Source organism: Microbacterium sp., from assembly GCF_047607465.1.
Lineage (GTDB): Bacteria > Actinomycetota > Actinomycetes > Actinomycetales > Microbacteriaceae > Microbacterium.
Map to the genome: position 1 here is coordinate 1 of NZ_JASGCY010000004.1, position 24,485 is coordinate 24,485.

The 24,485-nt window shown below is 70.0% G+C and carries 22 protein-coding genes; 2 read left to right on the plus strand and 20 right to left on the minus strand.

The annotated features are described in order from the left end of the window. The first annotated feature begins 449 nt into the window (after nucleotides 1-449). A complete protein-coding gene (locus tag QM568_RS00515) occupies nucleotides 450-1,646 on the plus strand; it encodes a CoA transferase (protein ID WP_415134710.1) in 1,197 nt (398 codons plus the stop codon). Here QM568_RS00515 and QM568_RS00520 read toward each other — a convergent pair. The 13 genes from QM568_RS00520 to QM568_RS00580 all read right to left on the minus strand — a co-directional run bounded on the left by QM568_RS00520 (nucleotide 1,631) and on the right by QM568_RS00580 (nucleotide 17,368). Next, a complete protein-coding gene (locus tag QM568_RS00520) occupies nucleotides 1,631-2,425 on the minus strand; it encodes a DUF4184 family protein (RefSeq protein WP_415134712.1) in 795 nt (264 codons plus the stop codon). The two genes, QM568_RS00515 and QM568_RS00520, sit on opposite strands and share 16 nt — an antisense overlap. Next, complete coding sequence (gene tyrS, locus QM568_RS00525; protein WP_415134714.1) at nucleotides 2,425-3,726, minus strand: tyrosine--tRNA ligase; 1,302 nt, start codon at nucleotides 3,724-3,726, stop codon at nucleotides 2,425-2,427. The genes QM568_RS00520 and tyrS overlap by 1 nt, the downstream gene beginning before the upstream one ends. Before the next feature lie 31 nt (nucleotides 3,727-3,757). After that, nucleotides 3,758-4,552 carry a hypothetical protein gene (locus QM568_RS00530; protein ID WP_415134716.1) on the minus strand — a complete coding sequence of 265 codons (795 nt, stop codon included), beginning with the start codon at nucleotides 4,550-4,552 and terminating at the stop codon, nucleotides 3,758-3,760. Then, the gene (locus QM568_RS00535; protein ID WP_415134718.1) at nucleotides 4,549-5,193 is read right to left on the minus strand and encodes a SatD family protein; all 645 of its coding nucleotides are present in this window, start codon (nucleotides 5,191-5,193) and stop codon (nucleotides 4,549-4,551) included. The genes QM568_RS00530 and QM568_RS00535 overlap by 4 nt, the downstream gene beginning before the upstream one ends. A gap of 85 nt (nucleotides 5,194-5,278) precedes the next feature. Continuing rightward, nucleotides 5,279-6,709, minus strand: coding sequence for an argininosuccinate lyase (gene argH, locus QM568_RS00540; protein ID WP_415134720.1), 1,431 nt, complete (start codon nucleotides 6,707-6,709; stop codon nucleotides 5,279-5,281). Then, nucleotides 6,709-7,644, minus strand: coding sequence for an ornithine carbamoyltransferase (gene argF / locus QM568_RS00545; protein WP_415134722.1), 936 nt, complete (start codon nucleotides 7,642-7,644; stop codon nucleotides 6,709-6,711). Before argF ends, argH begins: the two co-directional genes overlap by 1 nt. After that, nucleotides 7,641-8,852, minus strand: coding sequence for an acetylornithine transaminase (locus tag QM568_RS00550; protein ID WP_415134724.1), 1,212 nt, complete (start codon nucleotides 8,850-8,852; stop codon nucleotides 7,641-7,643). Before QM568_RS00550 ends, argF begins: the two co-directional genes overlap by 4 nt. Next, on the minus strand, nucleotides 8,849-9,766 hold the full coding sequence (argB, locus tag QM568_RS00555) for an acetylglutamate kinase (protein WP_415134726.1): 918 nt from the start codon (nucleotides 9,764-9,766) through the stop codon (nucleotides 8,849-8,851). The genes QM568_RS00550 and argB overlap by 4 nt, the downstream gene beginning before the upstream one ends. Then, nucleotides 9,763-10,920 carry a bifunctional glutamate N-acetyltransferase/amino-acid acetyltransferase ArgJ gene (gene argJ, locus QM568_RS00560; protein ID WP_415134728.1) on the minus strand — a complete coding sequence of 386 codons (1,158 nt, stop codon included), beginning with the start codon at nucleotides 10,918-10,920 and terminating at the stop codon, nucleotides 9,763-9,765. The genes argB and argJ overlap by 4 nt, the downstream gene beginning before the upstream one ends. Then, a complete protein-coding gene (gene argC, locus QM568_RS00565) occupies nucleotides 10,917-11,993 on the minus strand; it encodes an N-acetyl-gamma-glutamyl-phosphate reductase (protein WP_415134729.1) in 1,077 nt (358 codons plus the stop codon). Before argC ends, argJ begins: the two co-directional genes overlap by 4 nt. Nucleotides 11,994-12,340: 347 nt before the next feature. Continuing rightward, nucleotides 12,341-14,845, minus strand: a complete 2,505-nt coding sequence (gene pheT, locus QM568_RS00570; RefSeq protein WP_415134730.1) for a phenylalanine--tRNA ligase subunit beta — start codon at nucleotides 14,843-14,845, stop codon at nucleotides 12,341-12,343. Next, nucleotides 14,845-15,903, minus strand: coding sequence for a phenylalanine--tRNA ligase subunit alpha (gene pheS / locus QM568_RS00575; protein ID WP_415134732.1), 1,059 nt, complete (start codon nucleotides 15,901-15,903; stop codon nucleotides 14,845-14,847). Before pheS ends, pheT begins: the two co-directional genes overlap by 1 nt. 55 nt (nucleotides 15,904-15,958) lie before the next feature. Beyond that, nucleotides 15,959-17,368: a GntP family permease gene (locus tag QM568_RS00580; protein WP_415134734.1), complete on the minus strand. Its 1,410-nt coding sequence runs from the start codon at nucleotides 17,366-17,368 to the stop codon at nucleotides 15,959-15,961. Between the two features lie 115 nt (nucleotides 17,369-17,483). Between QM568_RS00580 and QM568_RS00585 the strand changes: the two genes are divergently transcribed. After that, on the plus strand, nucleotides 17,484-18,986 hold the full coding sequence (locus QM568_RS00585; protein ID WP_415134736.1) for a gluconokinase: 1,503 nt from the start codon (nucleotides 17,484-17,486) through the stop codon (nucleotides 18,984-18,986). 34 nt (nucleotides 18,987-19,020) lie between these two features. Here the strand turns inward: QM568_RS00585 and QM568_RS00590 are convergent, their stop codons facing one another. From QM568_RS00590 to infC, 7 genes are all read right to left on the minus strand, one after another. Further along, nucleotides 19,021-20,058 carry an amino acid ABC transporter permease gene (locus tag QM568_RS00590; RefSeq protein ID WP_415134738.1) on the minus strand — a complete coding sequence of 346 codons (1,038 nt, stop codon included), beginning with the start codon at nucleotides 20,056-20,058 and terminating at the stop codon, nucleotides 19,021-19,023. Continuing rightward, on the minus strand, nucleotides 20,055-21,365 hold the full coding sequence (locus QM568_RS00595; RefSeq protein ID WP_415134740.1) for a sensor histidine kinase: 1,311 nt from the start codon (nucleotides 21,363-21,365) through the stop codon (nucleotides 20,055-20,057). Before QM568_RS00595 ends, QM568_RS00590 begins: the two co-directional genes overlap by 4 nt. Before the next feature lie 68 nt (nucleotides 21,366-21,433). Next, nucleotides 21,434-22,105, minus strand: coding sequence for a response regulator transcription factor (locus QM568_RS00600; protein WP_415134742.1), 672 nt, complete (start codon nucleotides 22,103-22,105; stop codon nucleotides 21,434-21,436). Between the two features lie 27 nt (nucleotides 22,106-22,132). Continuing rightward, nucleotides 22,133-22,945 carry a TrmH family RNA methyltransferase gene (locus tag QM568_RS00605; RefSeq protein ID WP_415134744.1) on the minus strand — a complete coding sequence of 271 codons (813 nt, stop codon included), beginning with the start codon at nucleotides 22,943-22,945 and terminating at the stop codon, nucleotides 22,133-22,135. A 99-nt stretch (nucleotides 22,946-23,044) separates the two neighbouring features. Then, complete coding sequence (gene rplT, locus QM568_RS00610) at nucleotides 23,045-23,431, minus strand: 50S ribosomal protein L20 (RefSeq protein ID WP_415134746.1); 387 nt, start codon at nucleotides 23,429-23,431, stop codon at nucleotides 23,045-23,047. 33 nt (nucleotides 23,432-23,464) lie between these two features. Beyond that, nucleotides 23,465-23,659, minus strand: a complete 195-nt coding sequence (gene rpmI, locus QM568_RS00615; RefSeq protein WP_415134748.1) for a 50S ribosomal protein L35 — start codon at nucleotides 23,657-23,659, stop codon at nucleotides 23,465-23,467. Between the two features lie 73 nt (nucleotides 23,660-23,732). Further along, the gene (gene infC, locus QM568_RS00620; RefSeq protein ID WP_415134750.1) at nucleotides 23,733-24,392 is read right to left on the minus strand and encodes a translation initiation factor IF-3; all 660 of its coding nucleotides are present in this window, start codon (nucleotides 24,390-24,392) and stop codon (nucleotides 23,733-23,735) included. Between the last annotated feature and the right edge of the window lie 93 nt (nucleotides 24,393-24,485).

The following is a 24,485-nucleotide window of genomic DNA, read 5'->3' on the forward strand; positions in this document are numbered from 1 at the left end:
AGCCGAGGCGAGGTAATTTGGCATTTGACAAGTGCACGCTGTTGAGTTCTCAAGGATCGGACGCTCCCCCAACCCAGCCACCACAGCCAGGCCCGAAGGGCAACTTCTCAATCTTAGCCACCCTCACGCGCTTGTCAAACCGACGCGCTCTTCGGATCGATGATCCGCTGCGCAGCCGATGACAGCCGCAGGAGGAGTGGATCTCCCATCCTAGACGCACGCGCCTGATCTCACAAGTGAGGTGGAGTGGGAGGTGGTTCTCCGCTTGAGGGGGGTAAGGCTCTCGGCCTCTCCGCTTCCCTGTGGGGCGAACAAGTAATAACTTACGCGGGATCCCCCACCCTCGCAAATCGAACGAGCCCACCCGGGCGTGTCGCGGGGCGCACTGGGCGGCTTTCCCCAGACCAGTGGGCGAATCCTCGCTCCTGCCCGCGGAGTAGGCTCCGTGCATGGACGTTCCGCTCGCCTCCCGGCTCTCCACGGCGCAGTTCGCGCTGTCCAGCGTCTCCGCCTTCGCGACAGCCGCCGGCATCCGGCATCCGCTCGATCCGGAGCGGATCGCCATCGCCTATCAGAGCGATCGCGTGTTCGCGGTCGACGGCGCCGTCCCTGAGGTCTGGTCTGCGTACTCCCGCTTCTGGGAGTGCGCCGACGGCTGGATGCGCACGCACGGCAACTACCCGCACCATGCCCGGCGCCTCATCGACGCCCTGGGCGTCGGCGAGGATCCTGCGGACATCGAACGGATGCTGCGCGAGACCACGACCGACGACGCCGTCGCGCGGATCACCAGCACCCGAGGTCTCGCGGTCGCCGTGTCACCAGAGGACGAACAGCTCGATGCCGCTCTGCGCAGCTCTCCGCTCGTCACGATCACGCGCCATGACTCCGAGGGCGCCCCGCATCGCACGGATGCAGGGTTCGACGGAGTCCGCGTGCTCGATCTCACCCGTGTGATCGCAGGCCCCGTGTGCACGCGCAGCCTCGCTCTCCTCGGCGCGGACGTCCTGCGCATCGATCCGCCTCACCTCCCCGAGCCGGAGTACCAGCACTTCGACACCGGACACGGCAAGCGCTCCGCCCTGCTCGATGCGCACTCCCCCGTCATCCATGACCTGCTCGACCGCGCCGACGTCGTCGTCGTGGGCTACCGACCGGCAGCCCTCACGCGCCTCGGCCTCGCCCCAGAGCAGATCATCGAACGCCACCCCGGCCTCATCGTCGCGCAGCTGAGCGCGTGGGGCGTCGACGAACCCGACCGCGCCGGGTTCGACAGTCTCGTGCAGGCGGAATCGGGCATCGCGCTGGCCGAGTCGCCCGACGGCGTGCGCCCCGGCGCGCTGCCCGCGCAGGCGCTCGACCACAGCGCCGGCTATCTGCTCGCCGCCGCCGTGCTCGATCTGCTCGGACGGCGCGGGGCCGAAGGCGGCAGCTGGATCGCGCGCACCTCGCTGCGCCGCATGGCCGCCGAGCTGCTCGGCCTGCCCCGTAGGGACGCCCCGGCGCCGCTTGACCCGTTCGATCCCGCAGCGCACGCGGCGACCTTCGATGTCGCCGGCCACAAGGTGACGACGGCGAGGCCGGCCGTTCCCGGCGTCGAGTTCCGCGCGCCTCGCCCGTGGGGCGGGGATCAGCCGCGCTGGTGACCCCTGCGGAAGAGCGGGATCGACAGGCAAAGCAGCAGGGTGAGCGCACCCCAGATCGCACACGCCGGCGGCAGGACACGATAGGCGAGATGCTGCACGGTGAACTCCGCGGTGAGCGGTCCGTACGCGATGAGGCCGAGGACCCACGCCGTCAGCAGCACGACGGGCAGGGAGATCCACCAGGCGATGCGGACCCCCGCAGGGAGAACGGATCCGCTCCCTTCACGAGGCACGGCCCTGCGCACCCGCAGCGCCGCCCAGAGGGCGATGACGGCGAGACCGAGAACCCCTGATCCGTACTGCATCCACTTGAATCCGGTGAACGGACCCCACTGCTCGTCGAGGATCGGCAGCACCTGCACGCCCCAGCGGCCCTCGTGGGTGAAGGCATCCCAGGCGATGTGCGAGACGACGCCGAGCAGGAGCGACACCGCCAGCAGCACGGCGTACCACCGCGAACCGTCGCCGACGACGGCCTCCCGGGCGGCGCGCAGCGCGGGCGTCGACCAGTCGGACGGAAGGCGGCGCGCCAGCCACGCCGGCGCGAGCTCAGGAACCGCCGGGCGCAGCACCGTGCGCCAGATCAGGAACAGCACGAACGCGACGAGCGCCGTCCACACGACGTGGGCGTAGGTGTGCGTGAAGGCGTAGCTCAGCGGCGTGCCCCGGAGGAACAGCGGCAGGTCCGGGGTCATCGCACCGATCGCGATCGCCGCCGGCACCAGCGGCGTGCGGATGAACGGCAGCGCGACCACCGCATGGCTGGGAGTGAAGGGCATCAGCCGATGAACACGCCTGCGAGCGTCTTCTTGCCGCGGCGCAGCACCGACACGCCTCCGGACAGCGAGCCCTCCACCGTCGCCGTGTCGTCGTCGATCCGCTCCCCGTCGAGGGAGACCCCGCCCTGGGCGATCGCGCGACGCGCCTCGCCGAGGCTCGACACGAGACCGGTCGCCACGAGCGCATCGATGACCGCCGTGCCCGCGGTGACCGTCGCGTTCGGCAGCTCCTCGAGCGCCGTGCGCAGCGTCGCCGCGTCGAGGGCTGACAGATCGCCCTGCCCGAAGAGCGCCTCGGACGCCGCGATCACAGCGGATGCCGCCTCGAGCCCGTGCACGGTGGCGACGACCTCGAGCGCGAGGCGCCGCTGCGCCGCGCGGCGGAACGGCTCGGTCTCGACCAGTGCCGCGTACTCGTCGATCTCGGCGCGGGTGAGGAACGTGAAGACCTTGAGCCGGTCGATCACATCGGCATCCGTCGTGCTCAGCCAGAACTGGTACATCCGGTACGGGCTGCACATCTCGGCATCGAGCCAGATCGCGTTGCCCTCGCTCTTGCCGAACTTGGTGCCGTCGCTGTTCGTGATCAGCGGGGTGCCGATCGCGTGGACGGAGGCCCCTTCGGCGCGGCGGATGAGATCGGTGCCGCTGGTGAGGTTGCCCCACTGGTCGCTGCCGCCGGTCTGCAGCACGCAGTCGTACTGGCGGTACAGCTCGAGGTAGTCGAGGCCCTGCAGGATCTGGTAGCTGAACTCGGTGTAGCTGATGCCCTCATCGGAGTTCAGCCGCGCGGCGACGGCGTCCTTCTTCAGCATCGTGCCCACGCGGTAGTGCTTGCCGATCTCGCGGAGGAAGTCGATGGCGCTTAGCGGCGCCGTCCAGTCGAGGTTGTTGACGATGCGCGCGGCATTGTCGCCCTCGAAGCTGAGGTAGCGCTCGACCTGGATGCGCAGGCGCCCCACCCATTCGGCCACCGTCTCGCGCGTGTTGAGCGTGCGCTCCGCGGTCGGACGCGGATCGCCGACGAGACCGGTCGATCCTCCTACGAGGCCGAGCGGCTTGTGGCCGGCGAGCTGGATGCGGCGCAGCGTGAGCAGCTGCACGAGGTTGCCGAGGTGCAGGCTGGGAGCGGTCGGGTCGAAGCCGCAGTAATACGTGATCGGGTCTCCGGCGAGCAGGGCGCGCAGCGCCTCCTGGTCGGTGGACACGTGGACGAGTCCGCGCCACACCAGCTCGTCCCACACGTTCTCGAACGCGGGGTCGAGGGCGATCGGCGCGACCGTCAGATCAGAATTCGACACGCGCTCCAGGCTATCAGCGCGGGGACGTCGCTCAGCTGTGCGCCGCCCACCAGACGAGGAACGCCGCACTCAGCCCGATCACCCAGCTCACCAGGCTCCCGACCAGGAAGTACTCCGCACGCGCGCCGGTCTCGCCGTCTCGCGAGATCTCCGGGAAGCGGACGATGCCCTTGGCCGCCAGCATCGAGGCGAGGATCGGATAGGCCGCGGCGAGCGTGAGGATCATCACGAGCACGCGCTCCAACGGACCGATGAGCCGACCGCCCTGGAAGCCGCCCCGCGAGAGCGGAGTACCGCCGCCCTCGGCATCGGTCACGTCGGCAGTGCCGTCCGCCTGACCGGCATCCTCGGCACCGATCTCTTCGCCGGTTCCCCGCATCAGCTCGATCGGCCTCCAGGTGTGCTCGCCGTCGAGCGCCGTGCGCACCACGAGATTCGCCGACTCGAGGAGGAACGCTCCGGCACCCACCGCGAGCACCGCGAGATCGACGGTGACGGCTCCGAAAGGCGAACGCGGGTTCCACACGGCGCCGAGGAGCCCGGCATCCGCTCGATCGCCGAACCACACCACGGCTCCCACGGCGAGGACGCCGAGGATCACCGCTGGCCAGAAGCTCATCGGAGCCCGTCCCCGGGTCGGCATGCACCAGACCCACAGCGCGCCGGCGACGAGTGCGAAGATCATCGGCAGCACCGCGTCGCTCACGCTGCCGAGGACGAGCAGGATGATCGCGACGGTGAGATAGCCGATCCACCGGCGCGGCGCGAACTGACGCACGATATCGGCGGCGCCCACCGCCAGCAGCAGGAGCCCCGCGGCGATCATCGACCCACTCCCCTCAGCGCCGCGGCGCCGTCGATGAGAGCCACGGCCCCTGCCGAGCGCAGGGCCTTCGACACGCTCGGCTGCGTGATGCCCTCTTCGGCGGCGAGCGCGTGCTGCGAGAGCCCGACCAGCCGCCCGTACACCAGGCGCCGCTCTCGGTCGCTCATCGCGCCGACGAGCTCGTCGCGGACGAGGAGATAGGCGTTGGATGCGGCGATCGTGGAGTCCATGACCTCATCCTGCCCCGGGGCACCGACAATCCAGGTGCGCATGCTCGGCATGACGCGATCCTCGCGTTCGTGGACCGTCTCGATCGCCTCGCGCGCGGCGTACCACCCCGGACCGTCGGAGAGTTCGCCGTGCATCGAGTCGACGGCCCGCACCTCGCCGACCCCGATGCCGAAGCGGAAGGAGACGTCGGCGGGCAACCGCAACTGGATCATCAGCAACGACACGAGCGCGTCGCCGAGGTGCCCATAGACGCCCTGCAGCTCGTCGCCGACAGTCGGAGTCAGCGGATGGATCGCCGATGGCGCATCCGATTCGACCGCGGCGATCGCCTCGTCCAGGCGCCGCTGGGCCGCGGCGCGATCAGGGAGCCGGCGCGAACCCACGATATCGGCGATGACGGCGATGACCATGCCATAACCATATCAGGAATAGTTCGATTATTATGCCTGAATTGGTTATAGGTTCATGGCTATGCACCCTGAGGGAATGTGCGGCTCAGATTCCCAGGGCGTGCGCCGCAGCCTGTGCGCGCGCGACGAGCTCGGCCCGCTGCTCGGCGACGCGCGCCGGAGCCGTGCCTCCGGCGCCGGTGCGCGACGCCACGGATCCCTCGATCGAGAGCACCTCGCGCACCTCGGGCACGAGGTGCGGCGACACCGACAGCAGCAGCGCCTCATCCGCGTCTTCGAGACCCATCCCCCGCTCCTCACAGGCGCGCACCAGCGCGCCGGAGATCTCGTGGGCGTCGCGGAAGGGGACCCGTCGCTTGACCAGCCACTCGGCGACGTCCGTCGCGAGCGAGAAGCCCTGCGGGGCGAGGGCCGCCATGCGCTCGGTGTCGAACTGCAGGGTCGCGACCATGCCGGCGAACGCGGGCAGCACGACCTCGAGGGTCTGCACCGAGTCGAAGACCGGCTCCTTGTCCTCCTGCAGGTCGCGGTTGTACGCGAGCGGAAGGCCCTTGAGCGTCGCCAGCAGACCCGACAGGTTGCCGATGAGTCGGCCGGACTTGCCTCGTGCGAGCTCGGCGATATCGGGGTTCTTCTTCTGCGGCATGATGCTCGACCCAGTCGAGTAGCTGTCGTGCAGGGTGACGAAGCCGAACTCGCGCGTGTTCCACAGGATGATCTCCTCGGCCAGACGCGAGAGGTCGACACCGGTCATCGCCGCGATGAACGCGAACTCCGCCACCACGTCGCGGGCGGAGGTGCCGTCGAGCGAGTTCTCCGCCGGACGGTCGAGCCCGAGCTCGGTCGCCACGAGAGCGGGGTCGAGGCCGAGCGTCGAGCCGGCGAGCGCTCCCCCGCCGTACGGCGAGACCCCGGCGCGGCGGCGCCAGTCGACCAGCCTCTCCAGCTCGCGCACCAGGGGCCAGCCGTGCGCCTGCAGGTGATGGGCGAGCAGCACCGGCTGCGCGTGCTGCAGATGCGTGCGTCCTGGCAGGATCGCTCCGGGATGCGCCTCGGCCTGCGCGACGAGGGCGTCGATGACGCGGAGGATGTCGCGCGCGATCACGCGGGCGTGGTCGATCAGGTACATGCGCACGAGCGTGGCGATCTGGTCGTTGCGGCTGCGTCCGGCGCGCAGGCGCCCGCCGAGCTCGGGGCCGAGCTCGGCGATCAGCGCCTGTTCGAGAGCGCCGTGCACGTCCTCGTCGCTCGGCTGCGGCACGATCTCGCCCGCGGCGACCTTACGAGCAACGGCATCCAGGCCCGCATGCATCCGCTCCGCCTCGTCGGCTTCGAGGTAGCCCGCCGCCTCGAGGGCCGCGGCGTGCGCGTGGGAGCCGGCGATGTCGTACGGTGCGAGGATCCAGTCGAAGTGCGTCGAGCGGCTGAGCTCTGCGAGCTCGGGCGACGGCCCGCTCGCGAAGCGGGCACCCCAGAGCGCACCCTCGTTCGTGCCCTCGTGCTTCTGCGCGCTCATCAGGCCGCCTTCTCGTTCTTGTCGAGCAGCCACACCAGCAGCGCCTTCTGCGCGTGCAGGCGGTTCTCCGCCTCGTCCCACACGACGCTCTGCGGACCGTCGATGACCTCGGAGTCGACCTCATAGCCGCGATCGGCGGGGAGGCAGTGGATGAAGATCGCCTCGGAGTCGGCGAGCGCCATCGTCTCGGAGGTCACCTTGTACCCGCCGAGGTCGCGGATGCGCGCGATCTTCTCCTCCTCCTTGCCCATCGACACCCAGGTGTCGGTGACGACGACGTCGGCGCCCGCGGCCGCCTCGATCGGGTCGGTGTAGAGCGTGATCGATCCGCCGGTCTCGACGGCCCGCCGATCCGCCGCCTCGACGACGTCGGCGCGGGGTGCGTAGTCGGCCGGGGACGCGATGCGCACGTGCATGCCCGCTGTAACGCCGGCCAGCGCATAGGAGTGGGCCATGTTGCTCTGCCCGTCGCCGAAGAATGTCAGCGTGAGACGCTTCAGCTCGCCCTTGTGCTCGCGGATGGTGAGCAGGTCGGCGAGCAGCTGGCACGGGTGGAAGTCGTCGGAGAGCGCGTTGACGACCGGGACCCTGGTGCCTGCGGCCATCTCCTCGAGTCCCGCCTGCGCATAGGTGCGCCACACGATCGCCGCGACCTGGCGCTCGAGCACGCGCGCGGTGTCGGATGGCGTCTCCTTGCCGCCCAGTTGACTGTTCGCCGTGGAGATGATGAGCGGGGAGCCGCCGAGGTCGGCGATGCCGACGGCGAAGGACACCCTGGTGCGGGTGGAGGACTTGTCGAAGATCACAGCGACGGTCTGCGGGCCCGCGAGCGCCTTGTTCGCCCAGCGGTCCTTCTTCAGTTCGATGGCGAGATCGAGGATCTCCGCCTGCTCGGCGGGGGTCAGGTCGTCGTCGCGCAGCAGGTGGCGGGTCATGCGGAGGCCTTTCCGGAGGTGTCGAGGGATGCCGACACGGCGGCGAGCGCGGCGGCGAACAGCTCACGGAACTCGGCGAGCTCAGCGTCGCCGATGGTGAGCGCCGGTGCGATGCGCACGGTCTGGGGGTTGGCGGCGTTGACGATGAGCCCGCACTCCTGCGCAGCCGCGACGACATCACCCGCGACGGGTGCGCCGAGGCCGACGCCGATGAGCAGGCCGCGGCCGCGCACCTCCTCGACCAGCGGAGAGCCGATGCCCGCGATGATCTCGCGCAGCTCCTCCCCCCGGCAGGCCGCGTTCTCGACGAGCCGGGCGTTCTCGATCTCGGTGAGCACGGCATCCGCCACCGCGGTCGCCAGCGGGTTCCCCCCGAAGGTCGACCCGTGCGATCCGGGGGTGAACAGCGCGCTCGCGGCGCCGTAGGTGACGAGCGCCCCGATCGGAAAGCCGCCGCCGATGCCCTTGGCGAGGGTGATCGCGTCGGGAGTGATGCCCTCGTGCGAGAAGCCGAACCAGGCACCGGTGCGCCCGGCCCCGGTCTGGATCTCGTCGACGATGAGCAGCGCGCCGTGCTTCAGGGTGAGCGCGCGCGCGGCCTGGAGGTAGCCCTCCGGCAGTTCGACGACACCGGCCTCGCCCTGGATCGGCTCGACGATCACGGCCGCCACGCGGTCGTCGATCGCCGCCTCGAGGGCCTCGACCGTCGCAGGGATGTGCTCGACGCCCCCAGGCATCGGCTCGAAAGGCGCGCGCATCGAGGCCTTCGCCGTCAACGCGAGCGAGCCCATCGTGCGGCCGTGGAAGCCGTTCTCGAGCGCGATGATGCGCGGCTTGTCCGTCCCGCCGTGCAGACGGGCGAGCTTGAAGGCGGCCTCGTTGGCCTCGGCTCCCGAGTTCGAGAAGAAGACGCGCCCGTCGATACCGGTGCCGGCCAGGCGCTTGAGCCGGGCGGCGAGGGCGAGCTGCGGGGGCGTGGCGAAGTAGTTCGACACATGAGCGAGAGTGGCCGCCTGGCGGGATACGGCCTCGACGAACACGGGGTGCGCGTGCCCGAGGGAGAGCACGGCGATCCCGGCGAGGAAGTCGAGATAGCGCTTCCCCTCGGCATCCCACAGGTACGACCCCTCGCCGCGGGTGAGCATCGCCAGTCGCGGCCCCGCGTTGAGTACCAGGTCGCTCGCTGCGTCTTCCTGCCAATTGCTCATGCCTGCGTCCCTGCGCTTCCCAAGACCACTTCTGTTCCGATTCCCTTGCTGGTGAAAAGTTCGACGAGCACCGAGTGCGGCACCCGTCCGTCGATGATCGCCGCGGCGTCGACGCCGCCCTCGACCGCGTCGAGGCATGCCCGCATCTTCGGGATCATGCCCGACTCCAGGCTCGGCAGCATCTCGATGAGGGCGTCCGAGGTGAGATGCGACACGAGCGAGTCGCGGTTGGGCCAGTCGGCGTAGAGGCCTGCCACGTCCGTGAGGATCACGAGCTTGCGCGCCCCCAGGGCGACCGCGAGGGCTGCAGCCGCGGCATCCGCATTCACGTTGAGCGACTGCCCGGGGTGATCGAGGTCGGGCGCGATCGAGGAGATCACTGGTACCCGTCCCGCCGCCAGGTGATCGAGCACCGCGGTCGGGTCGACCTGCACGACATCGCCGACACGGCCGAGGTCGACCTCTTCGCCGTCGACGACGACGCCGCGGCGGCGACCGCCGAAGAGGCCCGCATCCTCGCCGCTGAGACCGGTCGCGATCGGGCCGTGCGAGTTGATCTTCGACACCAGCTGCGGGTTGACCTGCCCGGTGAGCACCATGCGCACGACGCTGATCGCCTCGGTCGTGGTGACCCGGTAGCCGCCCTTGAACTCGCTGGGGATGTCGAGCCGTCCGAGCATGTCGGAGATCTGCGGGCCCCCGCCGTGCACGACCACCGGCTGCACGCCCACGTAGCGGAGGTACGCGATGTCCTGGGCGAAGGCCTCCTGCAGCTCATCGGAGACCATGGCGTTGCCGCCGTACTTGACGACGACGATCTGGTCGCGGAACTTCTTCAGCCACGGCAGCGACTCGATGAGCGTCTCGGCCTTGACCGCAGCGATATCGGCCGGGGTGTCCTGGATGTCGGTCATGAGGCGTAGGCGCTGTTCTCGTGCACGTAGTCGTGGGTGAGGTCGTTGGTGAGGACGGATGCCGTGGCCTCGCCGACTTTGAGATCGATCACGAGGTGCGTGGCCCGAGGCGTGAGATCGACCTCCTCGCGAGGTCGGTCGGGGCCGCCCTCGGTGCACACCCGCACGCCGTTCATCCAAACGTCGACGTCGTAGGGGTCGAACTGCGCGGACGTCGTGCCGATCGCAGCGAGCACACGACCCCAGTTAGGGTCGTTGCCGAAGATCGCGGCCTTGAAGAGGTTGTTGCGGGCGACCGAGCGTCCCACCTCGACGGCCTCGGCTTCGGATGCGGCGCCCTGCACCTCGATCGTGATGTCGTGGCTGGCGCCCTCGGCGTCCCTCTGCAGTTTGACCGCGAGCTCCTGGCAGAGCTCGGCCAGCGCCGAGCCGAAGACGTCGAGGTCGGGGGCGATGCCGCTCGCGCCGTTGGCGAGGAGGGTCACCTGGTCGTTCGTCGACATGCAGCCGTCGGAGTCGAGGCGGTCGAAGGTGCGCCCCGTGGCACCGCGCAGCGCGGCGTCCGCCTCGAGCGGTTCGAGCACGGCATCCGTCGTGATCACGACGAGCATCGTTGCAAGTCCGGGGGCGAGCATGCCCGCGCCCTTCGCCATACCGCCAATCGTCCAGCCGTCGCGGCTGACGATGGCGGTCTTCGCGACGGTGTCGGTGGTCATGATCGCCTGGGCCGCGAGCTCCCCGCCGTCGGCCGAGAGCTCGGCGACGGCCTGCTCGGTGCCGGCGAGGACCTTGGCGCGGAACACCTCGTCGCCGGTGCCGATGAGGCCGGTCGAGCAGACGAGCACGTCGCCGGCGCTGACGCCGAGCAGCTCGGCCGCCTTCTCGGCGGTCTGATGAGTGGTCTGGAAGCCGAACGACCCGGTGAAGCAGTTCGCCCCGCCCGAGTTGAGCACCACGGCCTCGACCACGCGGTCGGCCACGGCCTGCTGCGACCAGATGATGGGGTTCGCCTTGGCGCGGTTGCTGGTGAAGACCGCAGCTCCCACCTTGCGCGGCCCGCGGTTCACGACGACGGCGACATCGGGCTTGCCGGTGCTCTTCAGGCCTGCGGCGACACCGGCCGCCTCGAATCCTGCGGGGGCGGTGACACTCACGGTGCGACTCCGTTTACACAGAGCGCGCGGTCTTCGGGGAGGCCGAGCGCGATGTTCATGGACTGGATGGCGGCACCCGCGGTGCCCTTGACGAGGTTGTCGACCGCGGTCACGACCGTGACGCGGTTCGCCGCGCGGTCGATCGCGAGGCCGATCAGCGCCGTGTTCGCGCCCAGCACGTCGGCCGTGCGCGGGAACTCGCCTTCCGGGAGGAGCTGCACGAAGGTCTCGCCGGCGTAGGCGCTCTCCCACGCGTCGCGCAGCTGCGCGTCGGTGACACCGCCTGCGATCGGTGCGGTCGAGGTGGCGAGGATGCCGCGCGACATCGGCACCAGCACGGGGGTGAACGAGATGCGGATGCCGTCGGCATCCGCCCCGGATGCTGCGGCGAGCGCCTGGCGGATCTCGGGGATGTGACGGTGCGTGCCGCCGACCGCGTACGGGTTGGCGGTGCCGAGGATCTCGCTGCCGAGCAGGTTGGTCTTCAGGCTCTTGCCCGCGCCGGATGGGCCGACGGCGAGCACGGAGACGATGTCTCCCGGATCGATGACGCCGGCGGCGACGCCGGGCGCGAGGCTGAGGCTCACGGTCGAGGCGTTGCAGCCGGGGGCGGCGATGCGTGACGTGCCCACGAGGTTCTCGCGCTGCTTCATCGGCTCGTTCGGCCGCTCGCGCTGGGGGTCGACGAGGAGCTCCGGTACGCCGTACGCCCACGGCTCGTGGTACTCCCCGCCGTAGAAGGCGTCCCAGGATTCCTTCGAAGTGAGCCGGTGATCGGCTCCGGCGTCGATGACGAGCGGCACCGAGCCGAGGGCGTCGGTGTACTGCCCGGACTGCCCATGCGGCAGGGCGAGGAACACGATGTCGTGACCGGCGAGGACCTCGGGCGAGGTGTCCTCAAGGGTGAGGTGTGCGAGTGAGCGCAGGTGCGGCTGATGCTGGATCAGCGGCTGACCGGCGTTCGAGTGCGCCGTGACGGTGCGGATCTCGATGTCGGGGTGAGCTGCCAGCAGGCGCAGGATCTCGCCGCCCGCATAGCCGGATGCGCCGGAAACGGCGACGGTGTACGTCATGCTTCTACCTTAACGCTGGGAGGGTCTGGGGCCGGAGCGGCGACACCGCCGCTCGACCGCCATGCGCAAGCAGGCAGGAGCGCGGGGTCGCCTAGAGTCGGCGGCCGTCGCGGCGTCGGCGCGCGCTCAGAGACCGCGTGGCGGGAGCGAGGACGGCCGATGGCATGCCGCGACGATAGCGCGGGTGCCGCGGCATCCGCAAATCCGGCCCGTCATGTGTCCGGCATCCGGTTCCGGCATCCGCATCCGCATCCGCATCCGCATCCTGCAGGAGTTCCGCAGTCATGCAGGACCGGATCACAGAGACCGGCACTGCACGATGCGGAAACTCCTGCAGGATGCAGGACTCAGTCCCGGATCGCGGCGCCGAAGCGCTCGGACGCGACCGCGACGCCGGCGAGCTTGGCCTCCGTGGCCTCCGCCGCCGTGAGCGTCCGGTCGTCGGCACGGAAGCGCAGGGCGAAGGTCAGGCTCTTCGAGCCGTCGGGCACGCCCTCGCCGCGGTAGTCGTCGACGAGACGCAGCGACTCCAGCAGCGGCCCTGCACCCTCGACGAGCGCGTCGCGCAGCTCGGCGGCGGGGAGCTCGGCGGGCACGACGAGCGACACGTCCTGCGTCGCGGCGGGGAAGGTCGACAGCGAGGCCGCGACCGCCGATTCTCCGGCGAGCGACAGGATGCCGTCGAGGTCGAGCTCGAGGACAGTGGCCCGGCCGGGGAGATCGGCATCGGCGGCGACGTCGGGATGCAGTTCACCCACGTAGCCGACCTCGGTGTCGCCGACCAGCAGCACGCCGGTACGACCGGGGTGGAGGGCGGTGCGCTGTCCCTGGACCACGTCGATCTCGACCCCCGCGGCGGCGGCGATGACCCGCACCGCGTCGAGCGCCTCGGTGAGGCCAGCCGCCTCGGCCGCACGGCCCGGCTGGCGAGCCGAGACGTTCCCGGTGAGGAGTGCGGCGATGTGCCGGTGCTGCGGCGGGATCGACGCGTTCAGCTCGGCGAGCTTCTCATCGCTCGGCCGCGCGCCCAGCGGCGGCACCTCGTCGGTGCCGTAGACGAACCCCGGCTCGGGCAGGAACACGGTCCCCGTCTCGAAGATCGCGAGGTCCGTGAAGCCGCGCGAGATGTTGCGGTGCGCGGTCTGCAGGAGCCCGGGGATCAGCGAGCGGCGCAGGTACGACGCCTGACCGTCGAGGGCGTTCGCCAGACGGATGCTCGGCAGCTTCTCGCCGGAGGCGGAGCCGTGCAGATCGTTCTGGATGTCGCTCGTGAACGGGAACGCCGAGGTCTCCACGAACCCTGCGGCCGCGAGCGCGTTCGCCACGCGGCGGCGGCCCTGCTGGTGCGCGGTGAGCCCGCGCCCCGACGGCGGCGTCGGCAGCACCGAGGGGATGCGGTCGAGCCCGTGGATGCGGGCGACCTCCTCGGCGAGCGTCCACTTGTCGGTGAGGTCGGGGCGCCAGGTGGGCGGGATGACGGCCCAGCCTTCCCCTGAGGCGGTCACCTCGGCGCCGATCGTCTCCAGCGCACCCGTGATCTCGGCATCCGTGTAGTCCACGCCGATGAGGCTCTGCACGAAACCGGCTGGCAGCTCGATCTCGCAGGTGGTGACCTCGGCGAACAGCGCCCCGCCCTCGTCGGTCAGGGTGCCGCCGGCGAGGGAGACCATGAGGTCGGCCGCTCGGCGGGCGGCGACGAACGGGATCAGCGGGTCGACGCCGCGCTCGAAGCGCTTGGACGCCTCGCTGGGCAGCTTGTGCCGACGGGCAGAGCGCGCGATCGTGGTCGGGTCGAAGGTCGCCGCCTCGATGAGCACGTTGCGGGTGGTCTCGGTCATCTCGGTGGTGCCGCCGCCCATGACGCCGGCGATGCCGATGGGGCCGGAGCCGTCGGCGATCAGCAGATCCTCTTCGTGCAGGACGCGCTCCTGCCCGTCGAGCGTCGTGATCTTCTCCCCCGGCGCCGCGCGACGCACCGTGATGCCGCCGTCGAGCTTGTCGAGGTCGTAGCCGTGCAGCGGCTGGCCGAGCTCGAGCATCACATAGTTCGTGATGTCGATGAGCACGCCCAGCGACCGCATGCCGGCCAGCGACAGGCGGGCGATCATCCACGGCGGGGTCGGACGCGACGGATCGACGCCGCGGACGACGCGGGTGACGAACTCGCTCGCACCGACGCGCCCGCGCACGGGCTCCCGGTCGTCGACGACAGCGGTGTGGCCGGTACCAGGCTGCAGGTCGGCGGCATCGCGCTCGGCCGGGTCGCGGAAGGCCGCACCGGTCGCGTGCGAGTACTCGCGGGCGATGCCTCGCACGGAGAACGCGTAGCCGCGGTCAGGCGTGACGTTGACGTCGACCGCGACGTCGTCAAGACCCAGCAGGGCGATCGCATCGGCGCCGACCTCGGGGTCGAGGCCGAGCTCGGCGAGAACCAGGATGCCGTTGTGCTCGTCCCCAAGACCCAGCTCGCGCGCCGAGGCGATCATGCCGTCGGACACGTGGCCGTAGGTCTTGCGCGCGGCGATCGGGAAAGGACCAGGCAGCACCGACCCGGGCAGGGTGGCCACAATCTTGTCGCCCACGGCGAAGTTGTGCGCACCGCAGACGATGCCGCGCACGCCGCCGTTGGCTTCGCCCACATCGACCTGGCACCACCGGATGGTCTTGCCGTTCGACTGCGGCTCCTCCTCGAAGGACAGCACCTGGCCGACGACGACGGGTCCGGAGATCTCGAAGCGGTGCACGTCCTCCTCTTCGAAGCCGACCGACACCATCGCCGCGAGGACGTCCTCGGGCGTGGCATCCGCTGCCAGATCGACGTACTCACGCAGCCACGAAAGCGGGACGCGCATCACACCACCATCCCGAACTGCTCGCTGAATCGGATATCGCCCTCGGCCATGTCGCGCATGTCCTGCACGTCGCTGCGGAACATGAGCCCGCGCTCGACGCCCATGCCGAACGCGAAGCCGCTGTACACGTCGGGGTCGATGCCCGCCGCCCGCAGCACGTTGGGGTTGATCATGCCACAGCCGCCCCACTCGATCCAGCGCGCGCCGCCCTTGAAGGTCGGGTGCCAGAGGTCGAGCTCGGCGGACGGCTCGGTGAAGGGGAAGAAGTTCGTGCGGAAGCGCGTCTTCGCCTCTGGGCCGAAGAGCTGGCGGGCGACATGGTCAAGCGTGCCTTTGAGGTGGGCCATCGAGATGCCCTTGTCGACGACCAGTCCCTCGAACTGGGTGAACACCGGAAGGTGCGTCGCGTCGAACTCGTCAGTGCGGTAGACGCGTCCGGGGCACAGCACGTAGATCGGCACCTCGCGCTCGAGCATCGAGCGCACCTGCACGGGGCTCGTGTGCGTGCGCATCACGAGGTGGCGGGAGGTCGGGTCGACGTAGAAGGTGTCCTGCTCCTGGCGGGCGGGGTGGTCGACGTCGAAGTTCAGGGCGTCGAAGTTGAACCACTCGTGCTCGAGCTCGGGGCCCTCCGCGATCTCCCACCCCATGCCGACGAAGATGTCGGCGATCTGCTCGCTGAGCAGGGTGAGCGGATGCCGGGCGCCGACGCGTGTGCGGGAAGGCACCGCCGTGATGTCGACGCGCTCGGCCTCGAGGCGCGCGGCGACCTCGGCGGCGGCGAGCTCGGCCTCCTTGGCGGCGAGCGCCTGGGTCACGCGCCCCCGCCCCTGGCCCACGAGCTTGCCGAACGCGGCCTTGTTCTCGGGCGCGACCTGGCGCATCGAGGCGTTCAGCACGGCCAGCGGCGAGCCGTCGGCGACGTGCGCGACACGAGCCGCCTTCAGCTCAGCGGTGTCGGCGGCGGCGCCGATGGCCTCGAGGGCTGCGGCGACAGCGGCTTCGACCGCTTCGGGGGTGATCTCGGGGGGTTCGACGGCGCGAGGAGAATCGGACACGAGAACCGAGTCTACCCGCCGAGCACCCTCTCCCCCGTGCCGCGGCCGCCCCGCCTCAGACGACGAGTCCGAGCAGCAGCACTCCGATCAGTCCGACCACCGAGACCACGCATTCCATGAGGCTCCAGGTCTTGAACGTCTGACCGACGGTCATGCCGAAGTACTCCTTCACGAGCCAGAATCCGGCGTCGTTGACGTGGGAGAGGAAGACCGATCCGGCGCCGATGGCGAGGACCATGAGCGCGACGTGCGTGCTGCTCAGGTCGCCCACGAGCGGGGCCATGATGCCGGCGGCCGTGATCGTGGCGACCGTGGCGGAGCCGGTGGCGAGACGGATGACGACGGCGACGAGCCAGCCGGCGATCAGCAGCGGCATCCCGGATCCGGCGATCCCGCTGCCGATCACCTGGCCGACACCGGAGTCGACGAGCGTCTGCTTGAAGCCGCCGCCGGCGCCGACGATGAGGAGGATGGAGGCGATCGGCGCGAACGCGGCGCCGGTCTCGGAGGCGACCTCCGACATCGTCCGTCCCAGCGTCGTGCCGAGCACGACCATCGAGTAGAGCGCGGTGATCAGCAGCGCCTGCAGCGGGGTGCCGAGCCACACGAGCACCTGGCCGACACCGGTCTCGCCGATGCCGGTCGCCTTCACGACCGTCATCATGAGCATGAGGACGACGGGCATCAGCACAACGGAGAGCGCGATGCCGAACGAGGGCCGCCGCCCTCTGTTCTCGTCGACCGGAGCGAGCAGCTTGTCGGAGGCCGCGATCGGCACCCACTTCGCCATCGGCTTCGCCATCACGGGGCCCGCGATGATGACCGTCGGAATCGCGACCAGCAGGCCGAGGGCGAGGGTGACGCCGAGGTCCGCCTTCAGCGCGTCGATGGCGATGAGCGGGCCGGGGTGCGGGGGCACGAGGCCGTGCAGCGCCGAGAGGCCGGCCAGGGCGGGAATGCCGACGAGGATGACCGGGAGCTTGGCGCGCTTGGCGACGAGCATGACGATGGGGATCAGCAGCACGACGCCGACCTCGAAGAACAGCGGGATGCCGATGATGAAGGCGGCGAACGCCATCGCCCAGGGAAGACGCTTCGCCGGCGTCTTCGCCAGCACCGTGTCGACGATCTCGTCGGCGGCACCCGATTCGGTGAGGAAGCGCCCGATCACCGCGCCGAGGACGATGAGGACGCCCACCCCGCCGACGGTCGAGCCGAGGCCGGCCGAGAACGACGTGAAGGCGTCGGTGAACCCCATGTTCGCGGCCACCGCCATGACGGCCGAGCCGAGCATGAGGGCGAAGAACGGATGCATCTTCACCCACAGGATCAGGGCCACGATGATCACGATCGACACCACCGCGGCGATGATCAACTGGGCCGTGCTCGCGGCGGGTGGGGCCGCGGGATCCGCGAAGGGCAGCATCCCCGTGTACGGGGACGCAGCCGCGAACAGTGCATTCATTGACGGGCTCCTCACTGAGCGCGGATCCTTGACGACCGCAGCCTACGCCACACCTTAGTGGCCGGATAGGATCGATGGCGAGAGCGACCCCCGATGGCGAGGGAGAGGGAGAAACATGCAGTCCGAGGCCCCCACCACCCGCAGCATTCCCCTGGAGACGGCACCCGCCCCGTGCGTGCTCGCCATCGACATCGGGTCCGGTTCCACCCGGTGCTGCCTGTACGACGCGTACGCGCGCCCGATCAAAAAGCGCACCGTCAAAGCCGACCACCTCTTCACCGAGACGACCGACGGCACCGCCGAGATCGACGCGGATCAGGTCGCCGACGAGGTCGCCTCGGTCATCGGCGACGTGGTGAGCGAGATCGGGCCCGGTCTGATCCGCGCCGTCGTGATGGACACCTTCGCCTCCTCGCTCGTGTGCGTCGATGCCGAGGGCCGCGCGCTGACCCCCTGCTACACGTACGCGGACTCCCGTTCGTCCGCGCAGCTCGCCCGTCTTCGCGAGACGCTCGACGAGACCGAGGTGCACCAGCGCATCGGCGCGCGCCTGCACACGAGCTACCACCCGCCGCGGCTGCTCTGGCTCCAGGAGACGCAGCCCGAGGTCTTCGCGCGCACGGCGAAGTTCCTGTCGCTCGGCGAGTACGTGTACGCGCGCCTGGCGGGCATCGAAGGCGCCGCCACCTCGACGATGGCCTGGGCCGGCATCCTCAACCGCCACACTTGCGAACTCGACGACGAGCTCCTCGCAGCGGTCGGCGTCGACCGCTCCCGGTTCGCGCCCGCGCTCGATCCCGACCAGCCCATCACCGACGTGTCGCCCGAGGTCGCCGAGCGCTGGCCCGCGCTGGAGGGCGCCGCCTGGTTCCCCGCCGTGCCCGACGGCTACGCCTCGAACATCGGCGTGGGCGCCGACCGCCCCGAGATCGCCGCGATGTCCGCGGCCACCTCCGGGGCGATCAGGGTGATCGTCGACGGGACCCCCAATGTGGTCCCGTCCGGTCTGTGGGCCTACCGCGTCTCGCGCTCCCAGTCGATCGTCGGCGGCGCCCTCAACGACGTGGGCCGGGTCCTCCTGTGGCTGGAGAGCACCCTGGCCGCGGTGCCGCCCGAAGCGGTCGAGGTCGCTCTCAGCGCCCCGCCGACGGACGGCGTGCCCCTCGTCCTGCCGTTCTTCACCGGTGAGCGCGCCACGGGCTGGGCGGGCGACGCACGGGCGATCTTCACCGACGTCTCCTCGTCGACGACGCCGCTCGATCTGTGGCGCGGCGCCGCCGAGGGGATCGCGCTGTCGTACGCCCGCGTCTTCGCCCAGCTCAGGGAGGCGAACCCCGGCATCGAGCGGGTGATCGCCTCCGGCGGCGCCGCCGGCGCTCGCCCGGGGCTCATGCGCGTGGTGACACAGGCGATCGGATTCCCCCTGCAGGCGGTGGAGGTCAAGCGCGTCACGATGCGCGGCGCCGCGGTGCTGGCGCTGTCCGTGCTGCACCCCGATCAGACCGCCGCGCAGGTCGCGCCCACCGAGCCGATCATGCCGGAGCAGGACGAGCAGGACTACTACGCGACGCTGCTCGAGCGGTTCACCGCCGTGTACGACGCCCTCATCGCCGGCTGACCTCCGGCGCGTCGTACGCCAGCGCCCCGGCGCCTCACACGCCGGTGTTGGTCCCGTCGAACTTCCCCGCACCGCGCTGCATGGCGATCACCTCGGTCACCGTCGAGTCCTTGTTGATGCGCGGGTCGGCATCGGCGGCCGCATGGGCCTCGGTCTTCGGCGAGCGCTTCGCGCGCTTCTCCATGCGGTAGGCCACGTAGGAGATGAGGAGGCAGACCGCGACGTACATCGAACCGCCGATGATGGCCGACTGGATCAGCGGCGAACCGTAGGGCGCCTGGTTGCCGAGCTGGTTGATGACGTACAGCAGCTCCTGGTACGTGATGATGAACCCGAGCGCGGTGTCCTTCAGCGCGACGACGAGCTGGGCGACGATGACCGGCATCATGGCCCGCACGGCCTGAGGCAGCAGGATCAGCGACATCACACCGGTCTTGCGCAGGCCGATCGCGTAACCGGCCTCCTTCTGCCCTCGGGGCAGCGCCTCGACACCGGCGCGGAGCACCTCGGCAAGCACCGAGCCGTTGTAGACGATGAGGGCGATGACGACCGCCCAGTACGGGGGCATCTTCACGCCGAGCACAGGGAGTCCGTAGTAGAGGAGCATCATCAGCACGAGCACGGGGATGGCCCGGAGCAGCTCGATGATCCAACGCACGGGCTCGCGCACCCAGGCGTGCTCGGAGAGCCGCCCGATGCCGAGCAGGAAGCCGAGCACGAGGGAGCCGACACCGGCCACGGCGAACGCCGCCAGGGTGGCCAGCAGTCCCTGGCCGAAGCGGACCCAGACCGCGGAGTACGTGAAGATGTTCCACTTCTCGGGGGCGAACTGCCCTGTGGCCTGCAGCCGCCACACCACCCAGCCGAGCACGCCGGCGACGATGCCGCGGGCCTGCACCAGCGTGCGGGCCAGCTGATCGCCGTAGGCGTCGTACACCCCGCCCGCCGCCCCGCCGGCGATCGCGTACGGCTCCGCGCTCCACTCCCCCGCTCGCGGCGAGCACCCCGCGATGGCGATGATGACGAACAGCGCCATCATCGCTGCCAGCGCCCTGCGCACCGGCGCTCTCATGATCCCTCGGGGTCGGGGATGCGCAGGATCGCCACGAGCCCCCCGCCGTCGGCCGGGGCGACGACGAGGTCCCCGCCGATCGAGGCCATCAGATCGGTGACGATCGCGAGGCCGAGACCGGCGCCGGCCACGTCGTCCTCCGCACCGCGCCAGAACCGGTCGATCGCCATCGATGCCTCCTCCTCGGTGAGTCCTGGCCCGTGATCACGCACCGAGATCACGCATACCGCGCCCTCTCGAGCTGCTTCGAGCTCGATCAGGCCACCGGCCGGCGAATACTTCACCGCGTTGTCGATCAGCGCATCCAGCGCCCCTTCGATCAGCATCCGATCGGTGACGCTCAGCACCGGCCCTGTGCGCGCCGTGCTCAGACTCACCCCGCGCTGCGCCGCCACGTCGCGCCAGGCGCCGGCGCGACGGGCGACGAGGGAGGCGAGATCGACGGCTGAGAACGTCGACGCCTCGCGCCCCGACCGCGTCAGGCTCAGCAGCGTCTCGAGGATCTCCGTCATGCGCCGGCCCTCCTGCCGCGTCTCCTCGACGTCGGCATCCCACTCTGGGCCGAGTCCCGTCGCCAGGTGCTCGACCCGCAGCAGCAGCGCGTTCAGCGGGTTGCGCAGCTCATGCGAGGCGTTCGCGGCGAACTCCTGCTGCCGGGTGATCACGCGCTCGATCTCGCCCGCCATGTTGTTGAACACCCTGGTCATCCGGCGCAGCTCCGCCGGCCCCGTGTCCACGTCGACGCGCGCTCCGATCTCGCCGTGCTCGATCGCCACCATCGCCCTGTCCAGCCGGTGCACGGGCGCAAGCACCCACCGCGCGAGCTGGAACACGATCGCGACGGCGAGCGCGACGGCGACGAGCGCGATCGCGACGAGCACGGCGAGCTCGCGCGTCAGCGCCGACCTTGCGCCCTCACCCGTCGCGGTGATCATCACCGCGCCGATGACGTCTCCGTCGTCGAACACCGGCTCGACCAGCGACACGTCCGCGATCTCCCACGGCCGCGACGACGTTGGGAGCTCCGCGCGACGGCCCGACAGCGCCAGACGCACCTGCTCGCCCTCGGCTTCGGAGAGCACATCCCCGGAGGAGCGCGCACCGGCCGCCCAGACGGAGCCGGCGAGATCGAAGACCGCGACCTCGGTGCCGTACACCTCCTGGAACCTCCGGGCCTCGGCGTCGAACACGGCGGTGCTTCCGGCCAGCAGCGACTGCCGGGCCGTCGTGGTGAAGTAGCCGAGGTCGCCCAACTGCTGCGAATAGAACGCCTGCTGGATCCCGCGCGCCGCGCTCCAGCCGGCCACGCTCCCCGAGGCCGAGGAGCACGGCGACCAGCGGGACGAGGAAGACGATGATGAGCCGGTTGCGCACGTCAGCCGCTCACGAGCCGGTAGCCGACGCCGCGCACCGTCTTGATGAAACGACGCTCGCCGGCTTTGCGCCGGATCGCGCCGACGTGCACTTCGAGGGAGTGCGTGAAACCACGCCAGTCGGTGTTCCACACCTCGCGGATCAGCCGGTCCTTCGGGACGGCGACACCGGGGTGCCTGGCCAGCACCGCGACGATATCGAACTCCTTCGGGGTGAGATCGATGATCTCGTCGCCGACGAGCAGTCGGCGCGCGACGAGGTCGATGCGGACGTCTCCGGTGGCGGTGACGACGACGGGCTCGGCCTCGACCTGCGCCGGCCGCGCCCGGCGGGTGACCGCCTCGATGCGCGCGAGCAGCTCGTGCACGTCGTAGGGCTTGATGACGAAGTCGTCGGCGCCGGCGCGCAGCCCCCTGATCCGCTCGATCACCTGGCTGCGCGCCGTGACCACGACGATCGGCACCTCGGAGCGGGCGCGGATGCGGCGGCACAGATCGATGCCGCCCACGTCGGGAAGGCCGAGGTCGAGGAGCACCGCCTCGGTCTGCGCGTCGAGCAGAGCCAGCGCCTCGGCGCCGTCGGCGGCGCGCTGGGTCGCGTACCCCGAGCGCTGCAGGAACGCGTCGAGGGCGGAGGCGACACGATCGTCGTCCTCGACAATCAGAATCCGCATCGATCCCGCCCCCTTTCCACCAGCGCCTCAGGAGACGGATGCCGCGCGCTGCGCGAAAGCGCTCTCGTACAGGCACACGCTCGCCGCCGTCGCCAGGTTCAACGACTCGGCCCTGCCGAAGATGGGCAGCTTCAGCACGTGGTCAGCGAGGGCGAGGGCCGCATCCTCGAGCCCATGGGCCTCGTTGCCGAACAGCCAGCCCGTCGGGCGTGCCAGCACGCCCTCGGCGCGTGCGGCGAGCAGGTCGTCGCCCTTCACGTCGGCGGCGATGACCGAGAGCCCCGCGGCATGGGCCTGCTCGACGACGTCTTCGAGATCGGCCGCGACGGACACCGGCAGGTGGAACAGCGATCCGGTCGTCGCCCGTACGACCTTCGGATTGTAGGGGTCGACCGTGCGACCGGTGAGGATGACGGCATCCGCCCCCGCAGCGTCGGCCGCGCGGATGATCGTCCCGAGGTTTCCCGGGTCGCGGATCTCCTCGCAGATCGCCACCAGGCGGGGCGCGGCCGCGAAGACGTCGCGCCCCGATGTCGGCGTCTGCCGCGCCACGGCGACGAGCCCCTGCGGGGTCACCGTGTCGGCCATCGCCGCGAGCACGTAGTCCGTCACGAACACCGGTTCGATGCCGGCATCCGCCGCCTTCGCCCTGATGTCCGGATGCTTGTCCCATCCCGCGGTCGCGGTGAACAGCTCGACGATCGCCCCGGGGCGATAGGTGAGCGCCTCGCGGACCGACTGCGGGCCCTCGAGGAGGTAGAGGCCCGTGTCGGATCGGGCACTGCGCTTGGTCAGTTTGGCGACGGCACGGACTCGGGGGGAGCGGGGGTTCTCCAACACGCTCTCAGTCTAGGCAACGACGCGGCCCCCGTCGCGCACCGCCGCCGGACGGCAGAAGGCGCCCTCCCGAGGGAGAGCGCCTTCTGGAAGCAGTGCTGCTTACGCGGCCGACTTCGGTGCGTTGACGTCGGAGGGCAGGGCCTTCTTCGCCGTCTCGACCAGCGCCGTGAACGTCGCCGCATCGTTGACCGCGAGGTCGGCGAGGATGCGACGGTCGACCGTGACACCCGCGAGGCCGAGGCCCTGGATGAAGCGGTTGTAGGTCATGCCGTTCTGGCGGGCAGCGGCGTTGATGCGCTGGATCCAGAGACGGCGGAAGTCGCCCTTGCGCTTGCGACGGTCACGGTACGAGTAGACCAGCGAGTGGATGACCTGCTCTTTGGCCTTGCGGTAGAGGCGCGAACGCTGACCGCGGTAACCGGAGGCGCGCTCGAGGATGACGCGACGCTTCTTGTGGGCGTTTACTGCCCGCTTGACTCTTGCCATTTTCCTGTGTTCCTATTCCTGCGATCGGACGCGTCAGCGACCGAGAAGCTTCTTGGCGACCTTGAAGTCTGCCTTCGACAGAACCTGGTCCTGGTTGAGGCGGCGGGTACGACGGCTCGACTTGTGCTCAAGGTTGTGGCGCATACCGGCCTGCTGCTTCTTCAGCTTGCCGCTGCCGGTGATCTTGAAGCGCTTCTTGGAACCCGAGTGGGTCTTCTGCTTCGGCATCTTCTCTTCTTTCGTATGGCGCCTTCTCAGGCGACGGTGGGGACCCGCTGTGCGGGAGTCTCAGGGGCGGAGATCACTCCGCTGCGGCGTCAGCCGCGGCATCCGACGATCTGGCCACGCGAGCGGCCTGCTTCTTCGCATCGCGGACCGCGTTCTGCTCGGCCTTGGCCTCGGACTTGTTCTTCAGCGGCGCGATGACCATCACCATGTTGCGACCGTCGATGGTCGGGTTCGACTCGACGGTACCGAACTCGGCGACATCCTCGGCGAACTTGCGCAGCAGACGCACGCCCTGCTCCGGACGCGACTGCTCACGACCGCGGAACAGGATCATCGCTTTGACCTTGTCGCCCGCCTTGAGGAAGCCCTCGGCGCGCTTGAGCTTGGTCGTGTAGTCGTGAGCCTCGATCTTCAGACGGAAACGGACTTCCTTGAGGACCGTGTTCGCCTGGTTGCGACGAGCTTCCTTCGCCTTCTGGGCAGCCTCGTACTTGAACTTGCCGTAGTCCATGATCTTGACCACGGGAGGCTTCGAGTTCGGGGCGACCTCGACGAGGTCGAGATCGGCTTCCTGCGCGAGACGCAGTGCGGCCTCGATGCGGACGACACCGATCTGCTCACCCGCGGGACCGACGAGGCGGACCTCGGGGACGCGGATGCGCTCATTGGTACGGGGATCGCTGATGCGGAACTCCTTAGACGATGGTTTCGGCCACCAGGATGCTGACTGCATCCCAGGCGAAATCAGAGTCGTCTCCCACCCGCCGACATTCAGATATCGGCGCCGCACCCTGTCTACCTCACGCGTCTTTCGACGTGATCCGGC

Coding starts and splice junctions, on each gene's coding strand:
- rplT (WP_415134746.1), bottom strand. CDS start 23,431: ATGGCAAGAGTCAAGCGGGCAGTAAACGCCCACAAGAAGCGTCGCGTC.
- argF (WP_415134722.1), bottom strand. CDS start 7,644: ATGACCCGCCACCTGCTGCGCGACGACGACCTGACCCCCGCCGAGCAG.
- QM568_RS00600 (WP_415134742.1), bottom strand. CDS start 22,105: ATGCGGATTCTGATTGTCGAGGACGACGATCGTGTCGCCTCCGCCCTC.
- QM568_RS00590 (WP_415134738.1), bottom strand. CDS start 20,058: ATGAGAGCGCCGGTGCGCAGGGCGCTGGCAGCGATGATGGCGCTGTTC.
- QM568_RS00520 (WP_415134712.1), bottom strand. CDS start 2,425: ATGCCCTTCACTCCCAGCCATGCGGTGGTCGCGCTGCCGTTCATCCGC.
- QM568_RS00515 (WP_415134710.1), top strand. CDS start 450: ATGGACGTTCCGCTCGCCTCCCGGCTCTCCACGGCGCAGTTCGCGCTG.
- QM568_RS00535 (WP_415134718.1), bottom strand. CDS start 5,193: ATGGTCATCGCCGTCATCGCCGATATCGTGGGTTCGCGCCGGCTCCCT.
- QM568_RS00580 (WP_415134734.1), bottom strand. CDS start 17,368: ATGAATGCACTGTTCGCGGCTGCGTCCCCGTACACGGGGATGCTGCCC.
- QM568_RS00550 (WP_415134724.1), bottom strand. CDS start 8,852: ATGAGCAATTGGCAGGAAGACGCAGCGAGCGACCTGGTACTCAACGCG.
- argC (WP_415134729.1), bottom strand. CDS start 11,993: ATGACGTACACCGTCGCCGTTTCCGGCGCATCCGGCTATGCGGGCGGC.
- rpmI (WP_415134748.1), bottom strand. CDS start 23,659: ATGCCGAAGCAGAAGACCCACTCGGGTTCCAAGAAGCGCTTCAAGATC.
- argH (WP_415134720.1), bottom strand. CDS start 6,709: ATGAGCGCGCAGAAGCACGAGGGCACGAACGAGGGTGCGCTCTGGGGT.
- argB (WP_415134726.1), bottom strand. CDS start 9,766: ATGACCGACATCCAGGACACCCCGGCCGATATCGCTGCGGTCAAGGCC.
- QM568_RS00530 (WP_415134716.1), bottom strand. CDS start 4,552: ATGATCGCCGCGGGGCTCCTGCTGCTGGCGGTGGGCGCCGCCGATATC.
- infC (WP_415134750.1), bottom strand. CDS start 24,392: ATGCAGTCAGCATCCTGGTGGCCGAAACCATCGTCTAAGGAGTTCCGC.
- QM568_RS00585 (WP_415134736.1), top strand. CDS start 17,484: ATGCAGTCCGAGGCCCCCACCACCCGCAGCATTCCCCTGGAGACGGCA.
- pheT (WP_415134730.1), bottom strand. CDS start 14,845: ATGCGCGTCCCGCTTTCGTGGCTGCGTGAGTACGTCGATCTGGCAGCG.